This window comes from Cellulomonas sp. NPDC055163, from assembly GCF_053607065.1.
The window spans coordinates 1-23,051 of the sequence record NZ_JBSGSU010000001.1 but is presented as its reverse complement, the minus strand read 5'-3'; the positions used below and the strand labels follow the sequence as shown (position 1 = coordinate 23,051).

Annotated in this window: 17 protein-coding genes, 1 tRNA gene and 1 other RNA gene; 12 read left to right on the top strand and 7 right to left on the bottom strand. The window is 75.7% G+C overall.

Features of this window, described 5'->3' with window-relative positions:
• Positions 1–29 precede the first annotated feature (29 nt).
• The gene (locus tag ACWFNE_RS00095; RefSeq protein WP_452120416.1) at positions 30–2,225 is read left to right on the top strand and encodes an alkaline phosphatase family protein; all 2,196 of its coding nucleotides are present in this window, start codon (positions 30–32) and stop codon (positions 2,223–2,225) included.
• On the opposite strand, the gene ACWFNE_RS00090 is transcribed toward ACWFNE_RS00095, so the two are convergent.
• Positions 2,217–3,188: an ANTAR domain-containing protein gene (locus tag ACWFNE_RS00090; RefSeq protein ID WP_452120415.1), complete on the bottom strand. Its 972-nt coding sequence runs from the start codon at positions 3,186–3,188 to the stop codon at positions 2,217–2,219. The two genes, ACWFNE_RS00095 and ACWFNE_RS00090, sit on opposite strands and share 9 nt — an antisense overlap.
• Before the next feature lie 369 nt (positions 3,189–3,557).
• Between ACWFNE_RS00090 and ACWFNE_RS00085 the strand changes: the two genes are divergently transcribed.
• From ACWFNE_RS00085 to ACWFNE_RS00065, 5 genes are all read left to right on the top strand, one after another.
• Positions 3,558–4,031, top strand: a complete 474-nt coding sequence (locus tag ACWFNE_RS00085; protein ID WP_452120414.1) for an ATP-binding protein — start codon at positions 3,558–3,560, stop codon at positions 4,029–4,031.
• A gap of 204 nt (positions 4,032–4,235) precedes the next feature.
• Positions 4,236–6,863 (top strand): SpoIIE family protein phosphatase, encoded by a 2,628-nt coding sequence (locus tag ACWFNE_RS00080; RefSeq protein WP_452120413.1) that lies wholly within the window; start codon positions 4,236–4,238, stop codon positions 6,861–6,863.
• 134 nt (positions 6,864–6,997) lie between these two features.
• Positions 6,998–8,332, top strand: coding sequence for a PAS domain-containing protein (locus ACWFNE_RS00075; RefSeq protein ID WP_452120412.1), 1,335 nt, complete (start codon positions 6,998–7,000; stop codon positions 8,330–8,332).
• A 138-nt stretch (positions 8,333–8,470) separates the two neighbouring features.
• Positions 8,471–9,154 (top strand): ANTAR domain-containing protein, encoded by a 684-nt coding sequence (locus ACWFNE_RS00070; RefSeq protein WP_452120411.1) that lies wholly within the window; start codon positions 8,471–8,473, stop codon positions 9,152–9,154.
• A gap of 135 nt (positions 9,155–9,289) precedes the next feature.
• Positions 9,290–10,165: a hypothetical protein gene (locus tag ACWFNE_RS00065; protein ID WP_452120410.1), complete on the top strand. Its 876-nt coding sequence runs from the start codon at positions 9,290–9,292 to the stop codon at positions 10,163–10,165.
• A gap of 238 nt (positions 10,166–10,403) precedes the next feature.
• On the opposite strand, the gene ACWFNE_RS00060 is transcribed toward ACWFNE_RS00065, so the two are convergent.
• The 4 genes from ACWFNE_RS00060 to ACWFNE_RS00045 form a co-directional block, all read right to left on the bottom strand.
• Positions 10,404–11,024, bottom strand: a complete 621-nt coding sequence (locus tag ACWFNE_RS00060; RefSeq protein ID WP_452120409.1) for a PIN domain-containing protein — start codon at positions 11,022–11,024, stop codon at positions 10,404–10,406.
• A gap of 19 nt (positions 11,025–11,043) precedes the next feature.
• Positions 11,044–11,580, bottom strand: coding sequence for a helix-turn-helix domain-containing protein (locus ACWFNE_RS00055; RefSeq protein ID WP_452120408.1), 537 nt, complete (start codon positions 11,578–11,580; stop codon positions 11,044–11,046).
• Positions 11,581–11,881: 301 nt separating this feature from the next.
• Positions 11,882–11,966, bottom strand: a tRNA-Ser gene (locus ACWFNE_RS00050).
• Between the two features lie 44 nt (positions 11,967–12,010).
• Positions 12,011–12,631, bottom strand: a complete 621-nt coding sequence (locus ACWFNE_RS00045) for a helix-turn-helix domain-containing protein (protein WP_452120407.1) — start codon at positions 12,629–12,631, stop codon at positions 12,011–12,013.
• 65 nt (positions 12,632–12,696) lie between these two features.
• Here ACWFNE_RS00045 and ACWFNE_RS00040 point away from each other — a divergent pair, with 65 nt between their 5' ends.
• Both ACWFNE_RS00040 and ACWFNE_RS00035 read left to right on the top strand, forming a co-directional pair.
• Positions 12,697–13,755, top strand: a complete 1,059-nt coding sequence (locus ACWFNE_RS00040) for an NAD(P)/FAD-dependent oxidoreductase (protein ID WP_452120406.1) — start codon at positions 12,697–12,699, stop codon at positions 13,753–13,755.
• Positions 13,755–14,459: a class I SAM-dependent methyltransferase gene (locus tag ACWFNE_RS00035; protein ID WP_452120405.1), complete on the top strand. Its 705-nt coding sequence runs from the start codon at positions 13,755–13,757 to the stop codon at positions 14,457–14,459. The genes ACWFNE_RS00040 and ACWFNE_RS00035 overlap by 1 nt, the downstream gene beginning before the upstream one ends.
• Positions 14,460–14,475: 16 nt before the next feature.
• On the opposite strand, the gene ACWFNE_RS00030 is transcribed toward ACWFNE_RS00035, so the two are convergent.
• Entirely contained in the window at positions 14,476–14,670 is a 195-nt protein-coding gene (locus ACWFNE_RS00030; protein ID WP_452120404.1) for a hypothetical protein, read from the bottom strand.
• Between the two features lie 638 nt (positions 14,671–15,308).
• Here ACWFNE_RS00030 and ACWFNE_RS00025 point away from each other — a divergent pair.
• Positions 15,309–16,277, top strand: coding sequence for a DUF4232 domain-containing protein (locus ACWFNE_RS00025; protein WP_452120403.1), 969 nt, complete (start codon positions 15,309–15,311; stop codon positions 16,275–16,277).
• Between the two features lie 7 nt (positions 16,278–16,284).
• Here the strand turns inward: ACWFNE_RS00025 and ACWFNE_RS00020 are convergent, their stop codons facing one another.
• On the bottom strand, positions 16,285–17,298 hold the full coding sequence (locus ACWFNE_RS00020) for an FAD:protein FMN transferase (RefSeq protein ID WP_452120402.1): 1,014 nt from the start codon (positions 17,296–17,298) through the stop codon (positions 16,285–16,287).
• Between the two features lie 94 nt (positions 17,299–17,392).
• On the opposite strand from ACWFNE_RS00020, the gene ffs reads away from it, so the two are divergent.
• From ffs to ACWFNE_RS00005, 3 genes are all read left to right on the top strand, one after another.
• An RNA gene (gene ffs, locus ACWFNE_RS00015) (signal recognition particle sRNA small type) lies at positions 17,393–17,489 on the top strand.
• 176 nt (positions 17,490–17,665) lie between these two features.
• Complete coding sequence (locus tag ACWFNE_RS00010; RefSeq protein ID WP_452120401.1) at positions 17,666–20,611, top strand: hypothetical protein; 2,946 nt, start codon at positions 17,666–17,668, stop codon at positions 20,609–20,611.
• 68 nt (positions 20,612–20,679) lie between these two features.
• The coding region (locus ACWFNE_RS00005) for a DNA polymerase III subunit gamma and tau (RefSeq protein ID WP_452120400.1) at positions 20,680–23,051 on the top strand (2,372 nt) is incomplete at its 3' end.

Here is a 23,051-nt window from a genome sequence, read left to right as displayed (position 1 = left end):
GGCGTCCGCCACCCACGGAGGTGCGATCGATGGCGACCGACGACGGCCCGCGTGGCGGTGCGACGGGGAACGGCCACCCGGCGCGCGGGCTCGCCGGTGACCTCGCCCGGGAGACGATGCGGCGCCCGTGGTTCAGCCGGCTGGGCTGGTACGTCGCATCGGTCCTGGTGACCATCCCGGCCGTCTGGCTCTGCGACTGGCTGTTCGCGGGCCTCCACGTCGACCGGCCCTGGGGCCCGTTCCTCTTCTCGGCCGCTCTGTGCCTCGTGGCCGCGGTGGTGCAACCGGTGCTCGTCGCGGCGGCGCTCCTCGTCGGGTGGGCGGGAGTGCTCGTCCTGACGTTCGTGGGCCAGGCCCTGATCGCTGCACTGACCGCCTGGCTGCTCCCGCAGGTGACCATCGACGGGTTCGGGACGGCGTGGCTGGTCGCGCTCACGATCGGCCTGGTCACGACCGTCCTGGGCTGGCTCGGCGCAGCCGGCACCTCGCAGGTGCTCGTCAGCAGGCTCGTCGCGTCGAGCCGGCAGCACCCCGTCGCACTCGCGGACCCGCAGGTCGAGGGCGTCGTGTTCGTCCAGCTCGACGGCGTCCCGTTCCCCGTGGTGCAGATGGCGATCACCGCCGGGACCGTCCCGACGCTCTCCCGGTGGGTGCGGACGGGCTCGCACGAGCTGCGGGAGTGGACTCCGAAGCTCCCCGCCACCACGCCCGCCAGCCAGATGGGCATCCTGCACGGGGTGATCGACGGCATCCCCGCGTTCCGCTGGTACGACCGTGCCCGGGACAAGGTCATGGTGGCGAACCGCCCCGCTGACGCCGCGGTCATCGAGGCCGACCTGACGACCGGTCGAGGCCTGCTCGTCGACGGCGGCGTGAGCATCAGCAACCTGTTCACGGGTGACGCGCCCACCTCGGTCCTCACCATGAGTCGGGCCGGCGGCGGAGGGAGCCGCACTGCCCAGCGCGCGGCCGCCGAGTTCGTGGTCCACCCGGCGGGGCTGACCCGGGCCGTCTCCCGCTCGGTCATCGAGCTGGTCCGGGACCGCTTCCAGGCCCGTCGGGCGATCCACCGCGACGTGCAGCCCCGCTGCCACCGGAGCTGGACCACCGCCGTCCTGCGCAGCGTGACGAACGGCGCCCTGCGCGACCTGAACACGGTTCTCGTCGCCCAGCACATGCTGCAGGGCACCCGGTCGATCTACGTCGACTACGTCGACTACGACGAGGTCGCCCACCACGCGGGCATCCTGCGGCCCGAGGCCCTCGAGGCGCTCGAGTCGATCGACGGTGTGCTGCACCAGCTGGAGCTCGTCGCGAGCGCGGCTCCGCGGCCCTACCGCTTCGTCGTCCTCTCGGACCACGGGCAGTCGCAGGGGACGGTCTTCGCCGACAGGTACGGCGAGGACCTGGCGAGCCTCGTGGCCCGGTTGGCCCGGCGCGACGTCGCCGCCTCGGAGGACGACGTCGAGGGGTGGGGTCGCACCCGGGCCCTGGTCGGGGAGCTGTCCTCCGACAGCGTCGCCGGCCGCAGGATGCGGAGCGCGTCGGACGCCATGGACGACCGCGACCGGAACCAGCCGGACACCGTCACCGCCGATGCCCCCGCGATCCTCCGCGCCGGCCACGGCGCCTCCCGCAGCCCGTCGGCGGCGGGCTCGGCGGTGGACGAGACCTTCCACGTCTTCGCGTCCGGGAACCTCGGGCTCGTCTACGTCCGCGACGAGAAGCACCGCCTCGACCGGCGCGACCTGGACCTGCGGTTCCCGGGTCTGGTGGACGGGCTGGCCCGGCACCCCGGGGTGGGATTCGTCGTCGTCACCGACACCGAGGGCCCCGTCGCCCTCGGGAGCGCCGGGTCCCACCGGATCCTCGACGGCCACGTCGAGGGCATCGATCCGCTGGCGCCCTTCGGTCCCCACGCACCGGACTTCGTCAGGCGCGTCGCCCTGCGACCGGAGGCGCCGGAGATCTACCTCAACAGCCTCGTGGAGCCGGGCACCGAGGAGGTCGCCGCGTTCGAGGGCCTGGTCGGCTGCCACGGCGGGCTCGGCGGCTGGCAGGACCGCGCGTTCGTCCTGTACCCGCGCGACGTCCCGTTCCCCGACGGGACCGTCCTGGGCGCCGACGCGATGCACATCGCCCTCCGCACGATCCTGCGTCGCCTCGGGCACCGCCAGGACGTCGCCGACGAGGGGTCCGCGGTCCGGGCCGTGGGGTCAGGCTGAGGGGGCCGCGGTCCCGCCGCCGGGCTCGGCGTGGTCCCGCGGCCGGAAGGGTGCCGTCTGCGGCGGGGTGCCGGTGAGGTTCACGAGCAGCTCCGCAGCCACGTCGCGCAGCTTGACGTTGCGGTTCTGCGAGGCACTGCGCAGGATCGCGAACGCCTCGGGCCCGGTGCAGCGGTTCTGCGCCATGATCACGCCAATCGCCTGGTCGATCACCGACCGCGAGGCCATCGCCGCCTGGAGGTCCTCGCTGATCTGCGCCTGGTCGCTCAGTCGCAGCTGCAGCGGCACCGCACGCGCGAGCGCGTCGGCGTACACCTCGGCGAGCCAGGCCACGTCGGGATCCGGCTGCGCGCTCCCGTGGACGTCGACGACCACCCGGGCCCCGCTGCCCAGCAGCCGCACGGCACGGGCCACCGGCCGCAGCCCGTCCTCGAGCGCCCGGCTCGTCACCGCAGGCACCCCAGGCCGGTACAGGGCGACACGCACCTGCACCGCACCCAGCCGCAGCGCGACCAGGTCCGCCGCCGCCTGCACGAACGTGTCCAGCGAGGCGCAGGACGCAACGAGGTCGTTCAGCTCGAGGGTCGCGTCGGCGCGGACCTCCGCAGCTCGCGCCGCGCGCGTGACCTGCTGCGGGACGGTCCCGGCGCTGCCGGCGGCGGAGGTCCCGTCGAGCGGTGCGGCGCCGGGCGAGGCCGGCAGCACGACCGCGCACACCGCGAGCGTCGCGCTCGCCTCCACGCTCACGGCCCGCACCGTGAGCCGGCCAGGACCTGCGGCCTCGTGCAGCGCCACCAGGGCCCGCACCCCGAACGCGCCCAGGAGCCGGACGGCTCCCAGGTCGACCTCGACGGGCAGCCCCGCACCGCGCACGTGGTCCACCACTGTGACGAACGGGTCCTCCAGGGTCGCGTCCACCTCGCCGGCGAACCGCACCAGGAGACCCTGCGCCGTGCGGGACACCGTCACCTCACCGCACGACGTGCGCGCGACGACAGGGTACGGAGAGAGAGAGGAGGAGCTCATGACGATCCCTTGCGGACCACGCGCGCCCGGCTGGTAGCCGTTCATCGCAGACGGGTCCGCTCGGGGGGAGCGGGCTCAGAAGAGCCGACGACACTCCCATCATCACCCCCGTGTCAATCGCGCAGCGGCGCGCCCGCGCCGGGTCGCCGCGCCTCGACGCTGCCCGTGGACGCCGGCACGATCGGCGGCGGTCTCCCGACGTCACGGTGGGAGAGCCCGGCGCCTCGCTGGACCACCGTCCAGGGCACGGCGAGGTGCCGGCCGTGCCGACGGGCGTCGCCCGCTCCGCCCCGCTACCGTCGAGCGATGAGCTCGCAGGCCGGCGCCGCGGGAGGCGGCGCGCAGGAGGACGGCGACCTCCTGCATCCGGCGCGGCCGCCGGCGCGTTTCGAACCGGTGCGTCAGTGGGTCCTCGAGGCGCTGGCCGGCCTGCCCGGTCTGCGCGCAGGGTTGCGTGAGCAGATCGGCACCCGAGCCCACGTGGACGGAGGCGGGCCGGCGGGTGACCTGACGAGCAGGGTCGTGCTGATCGCCTCGGAGCTCGCGACGAACGCGCTGAGCCACGGCGGCGCGCCGGCGGTCGTCACGCTCTACCGCGGCGGCACCCGGCTGCTGCTCGAGATCGCCGACCAGGACCCGACCACCCAGCCGCGCATCGCCGGGGACCGCGCACCCGGTCAGGGCGGGTTCGGTCTGCAGATAGCCCGGCGCCTGGCCGAGGACGTCGGCTGGTACCGCACCGACACGGGCAAGATCGTCTGGGCCGAGATCGGCGAGTGACGTCGGCCCGCACCCGCACCCGCTGCCGGGCCGGGCACGTCCCCGACCCGTCGGCGGGCGCGGCGTGCTCCGTCCGCTCGGCAGCGGCGCCCGACCGGGCGGTAGGGCACCGCGGTGGCGCAGGGGACAATGGTGCTCGGCTGCGCGCGCCGGACCCGATCGGGGGGCGACCCGCGGACCGCGAACCGGGAGAGGGGCACCCCCATGCACGACCACGGTGATCTGACGCCCCAGCTGTCCCCGGCCCACGCGACCGGCGACGCGCGGGCCGCGGCTGCCCGGCGGCTGCTGCGCGCCTCGCACGATGCGACCACGCTGCAGGCCCTCGTCGACCTGGCCGGGCGGCTGCTGGAGGCGCCGTCGGCGGAGCTGGCGCTGCTCACGGACAGCCGGGTCGTCGTGGCGTCCACGGACGTCGTGACCACGGCGCCGGTCCTGCTCCAGGAGTCCGTGTGCGCGCGGGTCGCGGCGACGGGCGCCCCGGTCGTGGTCGGCGACGCGGGCGCGGGCGCGGGCACCGACGCGGACGCCCGCCGCCTGCTGTCGCGTCGCGGGTTCCGCGCGTACGTGGGGGTGCCGCTGCTGGACGACTCCGGGCGCCCGGTGGGCGCGCTGTGCGTCCACGACAGCGCCCCGCGCGCCTGGACGCGCGCGGACGTGCAGGCGCTCGAGCAGGTCGCGGTCACGGCCGCGGGGCACCTGGAGGCGCGGGCCTTGCACCAGGAGGTCGCCAGCGTCGACCGGCTCGCGCTGCTCGACGCCGCCGCGCAGGCCGCCGGCCTCGGGACGTTCCAGTGGGACCTGAGCACGGGCGAGCTGCACTGGGACGCGTCGCTCCTGGCCGTCTTCGGGTACGACGAGTCCACCTTCGGCGGCACCATCGACGCGTTCAACGCGCGGCTGCACCCCGAGGACCTCCTCCCGGTCACCGTGGCGCTCGACCGTGCCGTCGCGACGTGCGGGGTGTACGAGGCGGAGTTCCGGGTCGTGCGCCCCGACGGGACGACGCGCTGGCTGACCGCGCGCGGCCGGGCCCTGGCCGGCGTGGCGGGCGACGCGGAGCAGGTCATCGGCGTCGCGGCGGACACCACCGCGATGCGTGCCGGGCAGGAACGGGTGCACCAGATCCTCGAGGACATGACGGTCGCCTACTTCTGGCTCGACCCGCAGTGGCGCTTCGGGTACGTCAACGCCCAGGCCGAGCGGGTCCTGGGCCGCTCCCGTGAGGACCTGCTCGGCGGCGGCATCTGGGACCTGTTCCCCGCGGCGGTGGGGACCAACTTCGAGGAGCACTACCGCGCCGTGGCCACGACCGGGCGACCGGTCGTGTTCGACGCGTACTACCCGGCGCCGCTCGACGCCTGGTACGAGGTCCGCGCCGTCCCCGAGCGGGGAGGGGTCGCGGCGTACTTCACCGACGTGACCGAGCGGCTGCGAGCTGTGGCGGCCGCCGAGCAGGCCCAGCTCGTCGCCGAGCGGGCCCGCGCCCGGTCCGACCTCATGGCGGGCATCGCCGCCGACCTGGCCGAGACCCTCGACCCGGTCGTCGGGCTCGAGGCCGTCCTGCCGTACCTCGTGCCGCCCTTCGCCGACTTCGCGATCGCGAGCTCGCTGGAGGAGGGCCACGGCGAGTGGCGTCACCGGCTGCGCGACGTCGCCGCCCTGCACGTCGACCCGCAGATGCAGCCGGCGCTCGAGCGGTACAGCGCCGCCCGGGTGCCCGCCCTGACGAGCACCTCGCTCGTCGCGCAGGTCCTGGCCGGGGACGACCAGGCCGTCCGCAGCGGGACGCCCGCCCTCGGCGACCTCGTCCTCGACGGACCGGTCCACGAGCTGCTGGCGGCGCTGGCGCCGCACGCGGTCGCGGTCCTGCCGCTGCGCGGTCGGGGGCACACCCGCGGCGTGATCGCGCTGTACCGGGGCGCCGACCGCGGGCAGTTCACCGACGAGGAGCTCGCCGTGCTGCGGGAGGTCGCCGCCCAGGTCGGCCTCGCCCTGGACAGCACGCACCTGCACGCCGCCCGCCGCGACCTCGCCGAGGAGCTGCAGCGCAGCCTGCTCACGGAGCTGCCCGAACCCGACCACCTGCACCTGGTGGCCCGGTACGCCCCGGCGGCCTCCGGCGCGCAGATCGGCGGCGACTGGTACGACGCGTTCCTCGTGCGCGACGGCAGCACGTACCTGGTGATCGGGGACGTCACCGGGCACGACCTGCGCGCCGCCGTGTCGATGGCCCAGATCCGCAACGTCCTGCGCGGCGGCGCGCACGGCGTCGTCCAGCCGCCCGCCGCGATCCTGTCCGCCCTGGACTGGGCGATGCAGGACCTCGCGATCGGGGCGCTGAGCACCGCCGTCCTCGCCCGGCTCGAGCAACCCGACGACCTCGCCGACCGGGGGCTGCGTCTGCTGCGCTGGTCGAACGCCGGGCACCTGCCCCCGCTCCTGCTGCACGCCGACGGGCGCGCCGAGCTCCTCGAACGGCCCGGCGACCTGCTGCTCGGGCTGCGCGCCCACAACGAGCGCCACGACCACACCGTGCTGATCGAGCCGGACGACGTCGTGCTGCTCTACACCGACGGACTCGTCGAACGCCGAGGTGAACCGCTCACGACGGGGCTCGAGCGCCTGCGCACGACCGCGGAGCAGCTCGCGCACCTGCCCCTCGAGGAGCTGTGCGACAAGCTCCTCGCCCGCCTCGCCCGAGACAGCGACGACGACGTCGCCCTGCTCGCGATGCGCGCCCACCCGGAGGACGCGGCGCGCCCCCGCGAGGCCGGCCCCGAGCGCCTGCCGCACGACATGACCGGCCTCGACGAGCCTGGCGGCCGGTAGGGGACGAGCGTCGAGCCCGGGGTCACCTGGCCCTCCCGTCCGGGACGGCTCCCGGGACCGACCTGCCCGGCTCTCGGCGCTGTGTCAGGCTGGCCACGGGCAGCAGAAGGCTCGTTGGCACGGGGGAGGACGGCATGGACGGTGCGCTCCGGGACGTCGCGCGCAGCCGCGTCTTCCTCGACTCCCCGGCGGCGTACATCCTGCTGGACCGGGAGTTCCGCATCCGGGGGGTCAACGACACCTACGCGCGTGCGACCCGCCGCGCGGCGGAGACCCTGCTCGGCCTGCACATGTTCGAGGCGTTCCCCGACAACCCGGACGACCCCACGGCGAACGGCGTAGCGATGCTCTCCGCCTCGCTCGAGCTCGTGCGCAGCCAGGGCGTGGCCCACGACATGCTCGTCCAGCGCTACGACATCCCCGATGCCACGACCTCGACGTCGTTCGTCGCGCGCACGTGGAGCCCCGTGAACAGCCCGGTCCTCGACGACACCGGGCGGGTCGTCGGCGTCCTGCACCACGTCGAGGACATCACGGCGCTCTCCCACCTCACCGGTACCGCCCCCGCCGTCGAGGCGGAGAGCGAGGCGCTCGGGAACGTGGCGACGCCGGGGCGCTCGGCCAGCGGGTTGCGTGCGGTGCTCCGTGGGCTGGTCGCCGCCGTCGAGGCGTCACGCGCCGAGCAGGAGGCGCTCACGTCGGCGAACCAGCGACTGACCGACGCCCTGGTCACCTCCGTGCTCTCGCGCGGCACCACGGGACCGGCGGCCGCGCGGACCCGCCGTGAGCAGCTGTGGCGCCGCACCGTCGACGACACCGCGAGCCCCCGGTGGACCAGCTGGTGCGACGCGCTGTGCCGCGCGGCCGTCCGCGAGATCCCCCAGGTCGGGGGCGCGAGCCTGAGCCTGCGCATCGCACCCGGCCACTACGAGCTCCTCGCCGCCACCGACCGGTGGGCCGCCGAGCTCGACGAGCTGCACCTCGCCACCGGTGAGGGACCGGCGCTCGAGGCGATGGACTCCGGTCTGCCCGTCCTCGCCGCGGACCTGTCCCGCGACGCCCGCTGGCCCTGGTACACCTCGACCGCCGCCACCGCCGGGGCCGCTGCGGCCTTCACGTTCCCGGTCCGCCTCGACGCCGGGGTGGCGGGGTGCCTGTCGCTCGTCAGCCGGCACCCGGGACCACTGACCCCGGGCGCCACGGCTGACGCGGCGATCCTCGTGGACCTGATCACCGTCGCGGTCACGCAAGACCTCGACGGGATCCTGCACCGCACCTTCTTCGACCCCGCCGCCGTGGGCACCGAGGGGTACCGGGCGGTCGTCATCGCCTCCGCGCTCCTCGCCCAGCGCCACTCCCTGACGGTCCAGGACGCCGTGGCCCGGATGCGCGCGGCCGCGTTCAGCCGGGGCGTCCCGCTCGGCCAGGTCGCCGCGGGCGTCCTCGACGGCCGCATCGTCCTGGACTGAGGCAGCAGCGCCCCCTGCTCGCGCACGTCCCCGGCGACGTCCGGTGCGCTCTGCGAGGATGGGCCCGAGGAGCGCGCTGCGGAGCGCCCGCAGCAGCCCCGCGTCGACCGGTGGCGAGACCCCGCGGGAGGTGGAGTGGTGAACGAACCGTCGCCCTACCTGCACGACCTCACCGTCCGGGCCGCCGCCGACTTCGGCGAGCACACCCACGCCAGTCTCATCCTGCGCCACCAAGGCGCCCTGGTGCGCCCCGCCAGCAGCGACGCGCGTGCCGCACGGTGCGACCAGGTCGAGGCCCGCACCGGCACCGGCCCCTGCATCCAGGCGATGGAACAGCTGTACGCCGTGCTGCTCCCCAGCATCCGCGACGACGCCGCGGACTGGCCCGCCTGGCAGCAGCAGGCACTCGCGGAGCGGTTCACCTCGGTCGTCGCGATGCCGGCCCACGTTGCGCCCGGCATGGACATGGCCCTCAACCTCTACTCCGAGGACGCGGACCCCTGGGACGCCCGCTTCCTGCTCGACGCGGACGCGCACGTCCAGGCGATCGCCGACGCTCTCCGCACGCGCATCGCCCAGCCGGACGACGAGGCGCTGGTGACCCTCCGCGAGGCGCTCAGCACCCGCACCCTGATCGACCAGGCCGTCGGGGTCCTCATGCACGCCAACGCCTGCTCGCCCTCCGAGGCGCTCGACGTGCTGCTTCGCATGTCCTTGGACAGCGGGGTCGAGCTCGCACGAGCGGCCCGGCTCGTCCTGCGCACCCTCGACGTCTCGACCGACCTCCCTGCCCCGCCCCGCCCGCGCGGCCACGACGACTGATCTCTCCGCAGGCCAGGCGGTTGCGGGACACCCGCCGGTGGGTGCGCCGACCGCACCCCGGGAGTACCGTGGACGGTGCATCGGGCGCGCCCCGACAGCGCCCGGGCACCCGGGGGCGCAATGAACGAGCCGGCGGTGGTCACGCACCCGTCCCAGGGGGCGACGGCGCCCGCGCAGACCGTGGTGCAGCACTCGAACGGCACGTTGCGGAACCCGCAGCTCGCCCGCCTCGCCACCGAGGTCCAGGACCTGGGCGCCCGGATCGACTCCGCAGGTCCAGCCGCGGATCTCGCCCTCGCCCGCAGCTACCTCGACCTGGCCTGCAGGGCGTACGACCGTGCACGCGTCGACGAGGGATGGCACTTCGCCTACCGCACGGCCGAGGTCCTGGCACGGACGCTGAACGACGAGAACCTGATCGCCGAGGCGCGCGGACTCGCGATCGAGGTCGAGGCGCCGGGGAAGTTCGTGCCCTGGCGTGCCAAGGCCATCCGCGCGCACGCCGCGATCGCGATCGACCCTGCCCTGCCCCTCGAGCACCGCCGGGCGGAGCTCGAGGTAGGCCTGCGGGTGCGGCACCAGGAGTACGAGAACGTCTACCGACGCCTCGCGATCCTGCGTCGCCACCAAGCCGTCCTGCTCCTGATCGGGACACCGGCCCTGATCGCCGTCATCGTCCTGCTCAGTGCCGACCCCGGATGGTCGTGGATGCCCGTCGCGTCCGCGGCGATGGGCGTCGTCGGTGCCGCGGTGAGCGCCGCGCAGCGATCCACCCGGATGGCCGGTGAACGCATACCGAAGCAGCTGAGCTCGTCCGTCGCGTCGTTGTCGCGCATCCCTGTCGGAGCCGTCGCGGGGCTGCTCGTGTGGCTCGGCGCTGCCGCCACGAACGACGGGACGGTCAACGAGTTCTCCGTGCTGGTCGCGGCGTTCGCCTCGGGCTTCAGCGAGCGGCTGGTCACAGCCAGGAGCAGCACCTCCGCCGACGGCAGCCCCACGCCGGCGGCGTAGCGCGAAGGGCCCGGACCTGCATGTCTGCAGGTCCGGGCCCTTCGGCCGGCGGAGGATGGGGGATTCGAACCCCCGAGGGCTTTCACCCAGCACGCTTGGGTCCGCTGCAGGGGCAGGTCACGGTGTCAACCGATCCTGCAGCAGTCCCGGCTTCTCTGGCCGGGGAGCCCAGAAGTGCGAGCGTGAGGCCAGTTTACAAGGTGGTGCGCCGCCGCCGATTGGGCGGGTCGCATGTATGTCATCCGTGGCGATGGTCTTCGGAGTTCGCCCTTGACTCCTCCTGAAGGTGGGGTCGTAAGTGGTCAACCGCTTCCGTCAGGCCGTATCGCGCCTCGAGCAGGTCGACTACATCGAGGGGGCTAAGCGTGGGGCCATCTCGTCCTGACCGTCGGGCGATCTGCCTGACGGCACGGGCGCCACTGCGGGGGCTGATTCCAGCCTGGGCAGTCAAGAAGTCGCGAGCAGATGACACCTGGATACTCGGTGGCACGTGATCCGGTGGGAGGTGCTTCAGGTTGTCGGTGACGATCGCGCCTGCGCCGCCGACGACTGCTGCCGCAACAAGATGCTCGTCGTCCGGATCAGGCAGCCCGTAGGTTCCTTCGAGGCCCTCCCAGCCCACGACGACTGCGTCATCGAAGGCGCCGCGCATCTGGGCTACCAAACGCGCGGCGCGCTTCTCTGCTTCATCGGTGTCCGCGCCTCGGCGGACAAGCTTGGCCGCCTCGTGGTATTCGAGCTCGTCGAGCACGGCGTCGCTCCACAGCGGTCTATAGACGCCTTCTACAGCCAGCGACAGCAGGAAGTCCCGCTGCAGGCTTGGCCAGAGCACGCAGGTGTCGAGCAGCGCGGAGAACACCTGCGCATCCTGTCACCACCTAGCGTCGCGCGCGGCGGCGTTCAGCGATCACCCTCCGCGCCTCTCGCATGGAGTCCATCGTCTCTTCGACTCCGTCTTCCATATCAAGATCCGAGGATGTAGCGGCAATTGCGGCGTACTGCTTGGCCTTGCGCGACGCCCGAAACGCTAGAACGTCAGAGAGCAACACCCGGCGGTGAGAACCGACCTTGGTGTGCGCGATCTCCCCGTTATCGAGGTACTTCACAACAGTGGGCCGACTGACGCCCAGAAGCTCGGCCGCTTGCTGGGTGGTGAGCGTCTGAGACGTCGGAGCCACCGTCACTGCGAGCCCTGCCTGCATTGCATCGATCACGTGATGAAGGATGCGGTAGACCTCGGCAGGCAACTCCACCTGCTCACCTGACTCCGGGCCTGCAAGCAAGTAGCGGGGGGCGGGTCGTTCTCCGTTGCGCGCTTCGTGGGCCTCGATGAAGTCATGGACCCTCGCGAGCTCGGCATCGCTCTCCACGGGTAGGTACGTCTCTTGGGTCAACGTGGCACTGGCGGCGCTCATGGGAGTCTCCTTGGGTCTTGCTAACCTGGCGAGCGTACGACGCTTTCGTTTGTTGCGTCTACATGTGGCTGCGTGTCATGTCTCACTGGTCACACGGATGGACCAGGGGGTGGGCCCTGGGGCAACGGGCCGCCCGTCCATCGGCGGGTCGGAAGCCTGCCTGCCGGGTGGGCTACCGGCCACTCCGTGCGGTTGACGTCTCGCCACACGGAACTGCTACCACGCACGTGTCTGGGCTCCGTGCGCCTGCACGACGAAGGGCCCGGACCTGCATGTCTGCAGGTCCGGGCCCTTCGGCCGGCGGAGGATGGGGGATTCGAACCCCCGAGGGCTTTCACCCAACACGCTTTCCAAGCGTGCGCCATAGGCCACTAGGCGAATCCTCCTGGCCGCACGAGGATACCGGAGGTCGCGCCCCCTGCCGAACGGCTCACCCGCCGGCCGCGTCGGCCGCTCCGGCGCTGCCCCGTCGACGCGGTCGTGCCCGCACGTGCAGCCGCTCGCCCTGCCGCCCGAAGAGCGACAGAAACTCGACGGCCTCGCCGGCGACGGCCGGTCCGAACCAGTGCGGTGTGCGGGTGTCGAACTCGGCGACCTCGCCGGGCTCGAGCACGATGTCGTGCTCGCCGAGGACGACGCGCAGCCGCCCGTGGAGCACGTACATCCACTCGTAGCCCTCGTGGACCTTGGGCTCGGGCTGGGGGAGCGGGTCCTGCGGTGCGATGCGGTGCTGGAACGCGCGCGGTCCGCTGGCCTGGCGGCTCAGGGGGACGGTCGTCAGGTAGCCGTGGGTGGTCGGGCGGCCGTGCACGCGGGGGTCGCCGGTGGGTGGGGCGCCCACGAGGTCGTCGAGCGCCACGCCGTGGGCCTTCGCCAGCGGGAGCAGCAGCTCCAGGGTCGGGCGGCGCTGGCCGGACTCGAGCCGCGACAGCGTGCTGAGCGAGATCCCGGTGGTGGCGGAGAGCTGGGTGAGCGTCACACCGCGGCGCAGCCGCTGGGCGCGGAGCCGGGGGCCGACGCCGGTGAGCACCTGGTCGAGGTCGTCCGTCATGCCGCCATCTTGCTGTTCCGGCAAGGAGTGTTGTCAAACCGGGTGGCGCGCGCGACAGTCGAGGCATGAACACGAGAACGAGTCCCAGCAACGACCCGGACGCCTTGCTCGACGCGGTCGTCGTCGGCGGGGGAGCGGCCGGGCTGAGCGCCGCCGTGACCCTCGGCCGGGCGCACCGCTCGGTCGTCGTCGTCGACGCCGGCCACCCGCGCAACGCCCCCGCGGCGCACCTGCACAACTTCCTCTCGCGCGACGGCATGAACCCCGCCGAGCTCCTCGCGATCGGGCGGGACGAGGTCGCGCGCTACGGCGGGGCCGTCCTGAGCGGGCTCGCCGTGGACGCGGCGCGGGCCGACGACGGCACCTTCACCGTGACGCTCGACGACGGCCGCACCCTCCGCTCGCGCCAGCTCGTCGTCGCCACCGGGCTCACCGACCTGCTGCCCGACGTCCCCGGCGTCGCCGAGCGCTGGGGCCGCGACGTGCTGCACTGCCCCTACTGCCACGGGTGGGAGGTCAGCGGGCAGGCGATCGGCGTCCTCGGCCGCAGCCCGTTCTCGGTGCACCAGGCGCTGCTGTGGCGGCAGTGGAGCGGCGACGTGACGCTCTTCCTCGACGTGGTCCCCGAGCTCGCCGACTCCGCGTGGGAGGAGCTCGCGGCGCGCGGCGTCCGCGTCGTCGAGGGAGCGGTCGAGCGGCTCGAGGTGGCGGACGACCGGCTCACCGGCGTGCGGCTCGCGGGCGGGCGGGTGCTCCCCGTGGACGCGCTCGTCGTCCCCTCCCGGATGCACGCGAACGCCGAGCTCCTCGCGGGCCTCGGCGTCACCACGGAGGACGTCGAGATGCAGGGGACCGTCGTGGGCTCGCGCGTCCCGACCGGTCCGATGGGTGCGACCGACGTCCCGGGGCTGTGGGTCGCGGGCAACACCGCGGACGTGGCGGCCCAGGTGGTCGTCGCCGCGGCCGACGGCGTGCGCACCGGCGCGGCCGTGAACTTCGCGCTCATCGCCGCCGACACGCAGGCCGCCGTCGCCCGGCGCCGGGAGCCGTTCTCCGCGCAGGCCGAGCGCGAGCTCGACGACCGCCGGGCCGGCGCGGGCCTCCGTGGGCTGGGGGTGGCCTGATGACGACGCAGCGCCCCGCCGGTGACCACGACCCGGCACACCACCACGCGCACACCCATGCGGGTCCCGACGACGAGGTCCCCGTCTTCGACGCCGACTTCTGGGAGAACCGCTACCGCTCGATGCCGCGCGTCTGGAGCGGCCGCCCCAACGCGCACCTCGTCACCGACACCGCCGCGCTGCCGCCGGGCCGTGCGCTCGACGTCGGCTGCGGCGAGGGGGCCGACGCGCTGTGGCTCGCCGAGCACGGGTGGCAGGTGCTCGCCGTCGACCTCGCACCCACCGCACTCGTCCGCGCCGCCGAGCACGCCGCGGAACGCGGGCCCGAGGTCGCGGACCGCATCGTCTGGCAGCAGGCGGACCTCACCGCCTGGACGCCGCCCGCCGGCGCGTTCGACCTGGTCACCGCGCACTTCGTGCACCTGCCCGCCGGGACGCGCGAGGGCGTGCTCGCGGCGCTCGCGGCCGCCGTGGCGCCGGGCGGCACGCTGCTCTACGTCGGGCACGACGTGTCGGACCTGGAGACGACGATCGGCCGACCGAACGTGCCGCACATGTTCTGGGCGGCCGCGGACGTCGCCGCGGCGCTCGACCCGGCGGCGTGGACGGTCGAGGTCGCCGAGGCCCGGCCCCGCGACGCGACCGACGCCGAGGGCCGGACCGTCCGCATCCACGACGCGGTGACCCGGGCGCGCCGCCGGTGACCGGGCGTCGGGGGCGTCACCACATCGCGGCGATCCAGCGCACCGTGGTGACGCCCCCGACGACGACGAGCGCCAGGACGACGGCGACGACGAGGCACCCGACCACGAGCTCCCACGACAGGGTGCTCGTGCGCGGCTGCTCCCAGGAGACCCACCGCCCGGTCCGGTCGTGTGCCTCCACCCGCAGCGCCCGCAGCCGCTCCCGCGCCACGCGGCCGGCACCCGGCGCCCGGCGCCCCGCGTGAGGGTTCCGTGCAGGCCGCGCGCGGGTCCTGCCGACTCCGCTCGACGCCCGGACGCCGCTGGTTAGCGTCCGGGCATGCCCTCGCCCGCGACCGCCGCCCGACGACCGCGCTCCGGGATCTGGCGGTGGGGCGCGCTCACGGTCGTCGTGCTGCTCGTCACCGCAGCCGTCGCCGAGGGCCGCCGCCCGCCCTCGCCCGTGACTGCTCCCGTCCGGCAGACGCTCGCGGAGCTCCGCGGCCTCCCCGGCGTCGCGCACGCGTCCGCGCGGCTGATCCGGCCCGGCGACGGCCCGCGGTACGACGACCTCGCGCCCGACGGCATCGACGAGGCGGCCGCCCGCGTGCCCGGCGCGTGGCTCGCGACGCTCACGGTCGAGCCGAGCAGCACCCTGACGACGCCGGAGGCGGTCGCCCTCGCCGAGCGCATCGACACCGTCCGGGAGCGAGCCGCCGCGCGTACGGCCGCGGGCACGCTCGCGTGGGACGTGTGGCTCCAGGACGACGCCGACGCGCACGCGACGGAGGTGCGGCTCACGGGGACGACGGACGCCGGGGCGCGGTGCGCGCGGCCCGGACGCTCGCCGGCCGCGACGGTGTGCGGCGCGTGCGCGTCGCGGAGGAGCACGCGGACGTCGTCGTGGTCCGGGTGGCGCACGCCGCCGGGCTCGCGTCCGTGGCCGCCCGCGACGGGCTCGAGCTCGTCCGCGTCACGACCGGCGACGCGCGGGGTGACGTGCTCGCTGTCTTCCCGCAGGTGGCGCTCGCGGACCCGTTCGTCGAGCTGGTCTCGGCGGTCGAGCTCGTGCCGTCCGTCACGTGGGCGGCGCTCTCCGACCAGGGCGACCTGCTCGGCGCGTCGCTGTCGGTCGAGGTCTCCGACGACTCCGCGAGGGACCGGGTGGACCGCTGGCTGCGCGCGCCGGACCGGGCGCTCCCGTCGGGTCGGACCGTGGCCTACGACCTGCGCTCGCCGCGGAGCACGTCGACCGGGTACGTGGGCGGCGTCGAGCCCGAGCGGTCCGTCGAGCCGGTGCCGGTCGAGCCGTCGGCGCCCGCCGTGCCCGACGACCCGGCCGCGGGCACGTCCGCCGCGCCCGGGCCGTCGGCGTACCCGGACGACCCCGCGGCACCGGCGTGCGCGGGCGCCGACCTCGACGTGCGGATCGGCTGGCGGGACGCCGCGATGGGCGCGCGCTTCCTCCAGCTCGTCGCGACGAACGTGTCCGGGCGGCCGTGCGCCGTCGAGGGGATGCCCGGGCTCGCGTTCCGGGGCAGGTCGGGGGACCCGGTGCAGGACGTGACGTTCGTGCCGCGGGTCGACGCGGTGACCGTCGTGCGGCGCGTCGTCGTGCCGCCGGGCGCCGAGGTCGGGGCGGGCATCGAGTGGGGCATGACGTCCATCGGGGCGCACCACGACCCCGCGGCCCACGTGCTCGTCACCGCCGTCCCGGGCGGCGAGGTCGCCGACCTCCCCGTCACCGGCCCGGGCGGGGCGGCGGACTGGCTGGACCTGGCCGACGGCGCCGTGGTCGACGTGTGGCCGTGGGACGACGGCGCCGGGATGTGGGGCTAGGGCCGCGTCACTCCGGCGTGGGCCAGCGGTGCACGGTGCCGTCGGCCAGCACGAGGAGCCCGCGCGTGCCGCGGAGCGTCGCGACCCACTCGACGGCCGACGTCCCCTGGGCGACGGCGGCGCGCGCCCAGACGTCGGACCACACGAGCGACGGCCCGACGACGGTCGCCGCGACGACCGTCGGCTCGGGCAGACCCGACCGCAGGTCGACGACGTCGGCGTCACCCGTCACCGCGGTCGCGACGCCCCCGTCGTGCACCGGGAGGGTCGCGAGCACGAGCCGGCGGTCGCGCGGGTGCTCGATCTCGACGTGCCACGGCTCGGCGTCGAGCGGTGCGGGATCTGCGGCGTCGACCGGGCGGGACGTCCGCCCCCGGGCGGCGTCGGCGGGACGGGCCGGCGCAGGCCCGGTGGTGCCGCTCGCCGGGCGCTCGCCCCGCAGCAGCAGGTCGCCCCCCGCCTCGACCGCGAACGCGACCCCCGCGACGCCGTCGAGGTGCCGGGCCGCCCGGTCCAGTGCCCACGTCGTCACGAGCGCCCCCGGCGCGAACCGCCCGTCGGCGCCTGCCGCCCCGGCCCACGCGTCGACCGCGCCGCCGGTGCGCACGTGCGCGGCGACGCAGGTCTCGTGGAGCTCGCGCAGCACCGGGTTCGCCTCCGCGAGGGCGAGCTCGCCGCGCGCGAGCCGGCTCAGCTCGGAGCTCGGGCGGCCGGCGCCCACGAGCCGCTCCACGGCGGACAGCTCGGCGAAGAGCGAGCGGGCGGCACCGTCGGCCTCGGGTCCACGCGCCGCCGTGCCCCGCGCGTGCACCGTCACCGTCACACCGAGGACGTGGCGGACCCAGTCGCGCCGCTCGGCGCCACCGTGCCCCGCCGGGTCGACGACCAGCGCGCGGGCACCCGGCTCGACGCGGGAGTCCCGGGCGCCGGTCGGACCCGGGGCGGTGACGAGCGCGAGGCGTGAGCGGCTCTCGGTCGCAGGGGCGCGGGAGGCGGTCCGGCTCGTCGTCGTCGTCGTCATCCCTCGACGTTTCCCGGACATCCTGGGACGAGCCTGGCGCGAACCTGGGAGGAACCTGGGGATCGGCGGTCCCGGGGACTGCGTTAGGCTTGTGGTCGACCCCTCGTGCGGCGTCATCTCGCTGAACCCCCCCAGGGCCGGAAGGCAGCAAGGGCAGGTGAGCTCTGGCGGGTGTGCGGGGGGTCCTTGCATGCCCGGCGCCACCCCGGCCGCCGCCCGGCGCCACCCCGGCCGCCGCCCGACGCCGCCCCAGCAGCCGCCCGGCGTATCAGCCGGGCCCTCCCGGTGTCTGCCCCTGTGCGCGACCGGGCGCGCGTGCGCGACGAGGCGCCGCAGCACCGGCCGCTGGGACCGAGGGGTTGAGGACATGCCGGTTCGCCCGTCCTACGTCGAGCTGCGCATCCACGGGGTCTCCGGCACGACGCCCGAGGACATGCTCGGGACCACGCAGGTCGAGGACGTCGCAGGGGACGAGCTCGTCCGCTTCGTGCGCGCCGCGGACCCGACCGCCCGCGACCTGCCCGGGAGCGGGGTGCTCGAGGCGGTGAGCTGGGGGCGGCTGACCTCCGGGCTCGCCGCACAGGCTGCATGGGTCGTGATGCTCCCGTTCGCGCTGGTCAACCTCGCGATGTGGACGAGCCGGTCGTTCACGGAGACCGGCTCCCGGCCCCGGGCCACCCGTACCGGCGCGACGCGAGCCGCCGCGTCGCGCGGGTGCGTGCGGCTGCTCGGGCTCACGGTCACCGTCGTCGTCACGCTCGCGGCGGCGCTCCTCGCGATGGACCTCGTCGCGTGGCAGTGCGGCAGGGTCGCGTGCGCCGTCGTCGACGACCGGCTCGCGTTCGCCGAGGGCTGGTCGCGCGGGGCGCGCGTCGCCGTCGCGTCCGCCGTGCCCGTCGTCGTGCTCGCGGCCATCGCGTGGCTCTCGCACCGCGTCAGCCTGCGCTACGAGGCGGCGTCGGCGTCCGACATCACCGCACCGGGCGGCGCACGGGGGACGGGCGGCACGCGCGCGGCGACCGGCACGACCGGCACCCACCCGCACCCGGCGACCCCCCGCGTCGAGCAGCAGCCCACGCTGTTCTCGCCGCTCATGTGGCACGCCGAGCCGATGGTGCAGCGCCTGCGGTGCGTGCACCTGAGCGTCGGGTGGGCGTCGGTCGGGGTGCTGCTCGTGTGGGCCGCGCGCGACCAGGTCGGCGACGCGGTGCTGCGCGGCGGCGCGGACTCCGCGCTGTGGTGGGCGGCCACGGTGTGCCTCGCGCTGGTCGTCGTCGCGGGCGGCCTGCTCGTCGCGCTCCCGACGCGGTGGGTCGCCTGGACCGAGCGGCCGCTCCGGCGCCAGGGGTCCGTCGCGACCGCGCTCCAGGTGCTCGCGCTCGCGGGCGTCGGCCTCGCGGCGGCGTCGTTCGCGCGGACCGTCGACGGGCTCGCGGAGGACGTCACCGGACCGATCCCCGGGCTCGGGGGCGTGCTCGCGGTCGTCGTGTGGGTGCAGGTCGGTGTGCTGCTCGTGCTCGGTGGCGTGCAGCTGAGCTGGTCGCGGATCGACCACGCCGTCCGCCGGGCCGCCGGTTGGCTGCTCGACCGCGTCCTCCCCCGCCGGGTCCGTACCGCGCAGGACCCGTGGGACGCCGTGCGGCACCCGGTGCGGACCGTCCGGGACGCGGGCGCACGGCGGCGGGACCGGCGACTGGCCGGCTCCGCCGAGAGCGCCGGGCCGCAGCCCCTCCCGCGGCGCACGCTCGCCTCGCGGCTGCGTGACCAGGTCGCCCTGCGTGGGCCTCGCGCGCAGCGCCGGGCCGAGCGCCGGGCCGCGCCGCCGGCGCCGCGACCCGAGTCCCAGCTGCCGGCCTTCCTCGGGCTCGCACCGTGGGTCGTCGCGGCGAGCGGCGTCCTGCTCGCCTACGTCTACACCGCCGGGGTCACCCTCCGGGTCGGCGCGCTGCTGACCCCGACCGATCCCGACGAGGGTGCGCTCGCCGTCCCGGCGCTCCTGACCTGGGCGTCGGGCGGGTTCGCGGTCGTCGTGGCGCTCGCGGTGCTGGCGGGCGGCGTCGGGTTCATGCTCGTCTCGCGGGTGCCCGCGCGGGACGTCGTCGGCGTCGTCGAGACGTTCGTCCGCCACCACGCCGTCCCGCCCGGCGAGCGCCCGGCTGCCTACCGGGCGTGGCGCGACGACTTCCGGATCCGGCGCATCGTGCGCGCCCGGCGCCTCCAGCGGCTCGTGCAGGCACGCTGGATCCTCGACGGGCTCGGGTGCGCGGGCATCCTCGGCGTCCTCATCGCCGTCGCCGCGCTCACGTCGACCATCGAGCCGCTCGCGAGCCTCATGCGTGGGCGCCCGGCGCCCGGCGCGGTGCCCGAGGTCACGGTCGCACCCGACGCGGCCGCCACGGACGTCACCTGGCCCGTCGCGGTCGGCAGCGCGCTCAGCGCCGCGGGAGCGTGGGCGCTGACCGCGCTGGCCGTGGGAGTGATCGGGCTCGTCGTCGCGGGCTGGCGCTCGGCCGTCGTGCGCCGCCGGATCGGGGTCGCGTGGGACGTGCTGTCCTTCTGGCCGCGCGGCGGGCACCCGTTCGCGCCGCCGAGCTACACGGAGCGCGCCGTCCCCCAGATCGTCGCGCGCACCCGGTTCCTGGCCCGCGAGCCCGCCGCCTGGCCCCGTGTCCTGCTCTCGGGCCACTCGCAGGGGTCGGTCCTCGCGGCCGCCGTGGTCGCGCAGCTGTCGACGCTCGACGAGGCGGAGGGGCGCTCCGGGGCCGAGGGCACGCTCGCCCGCGTCGCGCTCCTCACGCACGGCAGCCCGCTCGGACGCCTGTACCAGCCGCTCTTCCCGCAGTACTTCGGCGGCGCGCAGCTCGTGCGCACCGCGTCGCGCCGCGACGGGGCCGACGGGGCCGGCGGAGGCGGTGCGGACGACGGCGCCACCGGTCCGTCCGCGCGGCACCGCGTCGGCGGCCCGGAGCAGCTCCGCGCGCTCGACGCCGCCCTCGGCCGGCGCTGGCTCAACCTGTGGCGCGACACCGACCCGATCGGCTCGAGCCTCGCCTCCGCGCTGGAGGGCCACGACATCGAGTGCCGCGACCCGCTCGACTACCTGCTCGACGAGGAGCGCGCCGCGTACCCGCCCGTGCACGGGCACAGCGACTACCCGGCCGCGTGCGAGTACGGCCGGGCGCGCGAGCACCTCGTGGGGTTCCGGGCGTCGCTCGCGGGCCCCGACGGGTGCGCGCGCTGCGTGCCCGCGGACGGCGCGACGACGGGGGCGAGCGACCCGGTCGCGGCGCCGTTCCCGGTGCCCGCCCCCTGAGGCGGCCGCACCCCGGCCGACTCCGCACGAGACGCCCGGCTGTCAGCAGCGGCGTCTAAGGTTCGTCTGTGACGACTGCGCTGTACCGCCGCTACCGGCCCGAGACGTTCGCGGAGGTCGTCGGGCAGGACCACGTCACGGCCCCGCTCCGGCAGGCCCTGCGCAGCGGCCAGGTGAACCACGCGTACCTGTTCTCGGGCCCGCGCGGGTGCGGCAAGACGACGTCCGCGCGCATCCTGGCGCGCTGCCTGAACTGCGCCGAGGGCCCGACGGACACCCCGTGCGGCGTGTGCGCGTCGTGCGTCGAGCTGGCCCGCGGCGGCCCCGGCAGCCTCGACGTCGTCGAGATCGACGCGGCGAGCCACGGCGGCGTCGACGACGCCCGTGACCTGCGTGAGCGCGCGACGTTCGCCCCGGCCCGCGACCGGTACAAGATCTTCATCCTCGACGAGGCCCACATGGTCTCCCCGCAGGGCTTCAACGCGCTGCTGAAGATCGTCGAGGAGCCCCCGCCGCACATCAAGTTCATCTTCGCGACGACCGAGCCGGACAAGGTCATCGGCACGATCCGCTCGCGCACCCACCACTACCCGTTCCGGCTCATCCCGCCGGACGTGCTCGTGACGTACCTCGAGCAGCTCTGCGCGACCGAGGGCGTCACGGTCGGCGCCGGCGTGCTCCCGCTGGTCGTGCGGGCGGGCGCCGGGTCGGCGCGCGACACGCTCTCGGTGCTCGACCAGCTCGTCGCCGGGTCCGGGCCGGGCGGCATCGACTACGAGGGAGCCGTCGCGCTGCTCGGCTACACGCACGCGTCCCTGCTCGACGACCTCGTCGACGCGATCGCCGCCCGTGACGGCGCGAGCGCGTTCCGGGTCGTGGAGCGCGTGATCTCGACCGGGCACGAGCCCCGCCGCTTCGTCGAGGACGTCCTCGAGCGCCTGCGTGACCTCATCGTCATCGCGGCGTCGGGCGAGGCCGCCGGTGCCGCGCTGCGCGACCTCCCGGCGGACCAGCTCGCCCGCATGCGCGCCCAGGCGGCGCACCTCGGTGGCTCCGAGCTCTCCCGCTCCGCGGACCTCGCGAACGCGGCGCTCAGCGAGATGACCGGCGCCACGTCTCCGCGCCTGCACCTCGAGCTGCTCGTCGCGCGCCTGCTGCTCCCGGCGGTCGACGACTCGCTGTCCGGCCTCGGTGCGCGCCTCGACCGGCTCGAGCGCGGGCTGCCTGCCGCGGGTGCCGGGTCGCCGGCCCCATCTCCGGCCGCGTCATCGCTCGCGCCGCCCGTCCTCGCGCCGTCCGCGCCGTCCGCCGCTCCGGTGCCCGCGCCGGTGGCAGCGACGCCTCCGGCCGAGTCGGTCGCTGCGCCCGCACGGGTGGTCCCGCCTGCTCTGGTCCCGCCGGCCCCCGTGGCGAGCGACGCGGCCGCGGCGGGTGCCGGGCACGGCGAGGGCGCCGGTTCCGGGTCAGCCCACGCTCCGGACCCCGCGCGCGCGCCGGAGCGGTCCGCGCCGCGCCCCGGCACCGGCGGCTCTGCGGCCGGGACGACGCCGGACGGGAACGTCGCGCCCGGCCTCGGGGCGACCCGACCGGGCCCGGCCGCACCCGCAGCGGCACCCGGACCGGACGCGACGACCGCGCCGGGCACGACGACCGCGCCGGGCACGACGACCGCGCCGGGCACGACGACCGCGCCGGGCACGACGAGCGCGTCCGGCGCGACGAGTCCGCCGGGCGCCGCGACCGCACCGGACGCGACGACCGCGTCGGGCTCGTCGAGCGCGCCGGACTCGTCGAGGGCGCCGGACACGTCGACCGGACCCCATGCGTCGTCCCCCGCAGCGCCGCGCACGTCGAGCCCGACCGCCGCCGCACCCGGTGCCCGGCCCGCTCCTGCGCCGGACGACGCGTCCGGGCGCCCGGTCCCCACCGGGTCCTCGCCGCAGCCCGCTGCGCAGCCCCCGGCCCCCGCACGGGCTGCCGGTGCGGCCGTCGAGGTCCCTGCCGTCGCCGCACCGGCGCCGGCCGCGGCCGGCGCCGGGCAGGACACCGAGATGCTGCGGCGTCGCTGGCCCGAGGTGCTCGACACGCTGAACCGCCTCAAGAAGGCGACGTGGGTGCTCGTGAGCCAGAACGCGCAGGTCGCCGACCTCGACGCGTCGATGCTCCGCCTCGCCTTCACCGCCCCGGGCATCGCGACCGCGTTCCGTGGCGGCCAGCACGCCGAGATGGTGCAGCGTGCGGTCCGCGAGACGCTCGGCTTCGACGTGCGCGTCGAGCCCGTGCTGCACGAGCCCGGCGCGGCGGGCGGCGCGGGCAACCCGGCTCCCGGCGGCCCGGGCGGCTCCGGGCAGGGCGGCGCGGCGGCCTCGACGGGGACCGGCGGGGCCGGCCGGGGCCCGGCGATGTCCGCCGCGGAGGCCGCGGCGTCGTGGGACACCCC

Bases quoted from the DNA above. Each gene is read 5' to 3' on its own strand.
- ACWFNE_RS00095 (WP_452120416.1), top strand. From the start codon at position 30: ATGGCGACCGACGACGGCCCGCGTGGCGGTGCGACGGGGAACGGCCAC.
- ACWFNE_RS00085 (WP_452120414.1), top strand. From the start codon at position 3,558: ATGAGCTCGCAGGCCGGCGCCGCGGGAGGCGGCGCGCAGGAGGACGGC.
- ACWFNE_RS00080 (WP_452120413.1), top strand. From the start codon at position 4,236: ATGCACGACCACGGTGATCTGACGCCCCAGCTGTCCCCGGCCCACGCG.
- ACWFNE_RS00075 (WP_452120412.1), top strand. From the start codon at position 6,998: ATGGACGGTGCGCTCCGGGACGTCGCGCGCAGCCGCGTCTTCCTCGAC.
- ACWFNE_RS00055 (WP_452120408.1), bottom strand. From the start codon at position 11,580: ATGAGCGCCGCCAGTGCCACGTTGACCCAAGAGACGTACCTACCCGTG.
- ACWFNE_RS00045 (WP_452120407.1), bottom strand. From the start codon at position 12,631: ATGACGGACGACCTCGACCAGGTGCTCACCGGCGTCGGCCCCCGGCTC.
- ACWFNE_RS00040 (WP_452120406.1), top strand. From the start codon at position 12,697: ATGAACACGAGAACGAGTCCCAGCAACGACCCGGACGCCTTGCTCGAC.
- ACWFNE_RS00035 (WP_452120405.1), top strand. From the start codon at position 13,755: ATGACGACGCAGCGCCCCGCCGGTGACCACGACCCGGCACACCACCAC.
- ACWFNE_RS00020 (WP_452120402.1), bottom strand. From the start codon at position 17,298: ATGACGACGACGACGACGAGCCGGACCGCCTCCCGCGCCCCTGCGACC.
- ACWFNE_RS00010 (WP_452120401.1), top strand. From the start codon at position 17,666: ATGCCGGTTCGCCCGTCCTACGTCGAGCTGCGCATCCACGGGGTCTCC.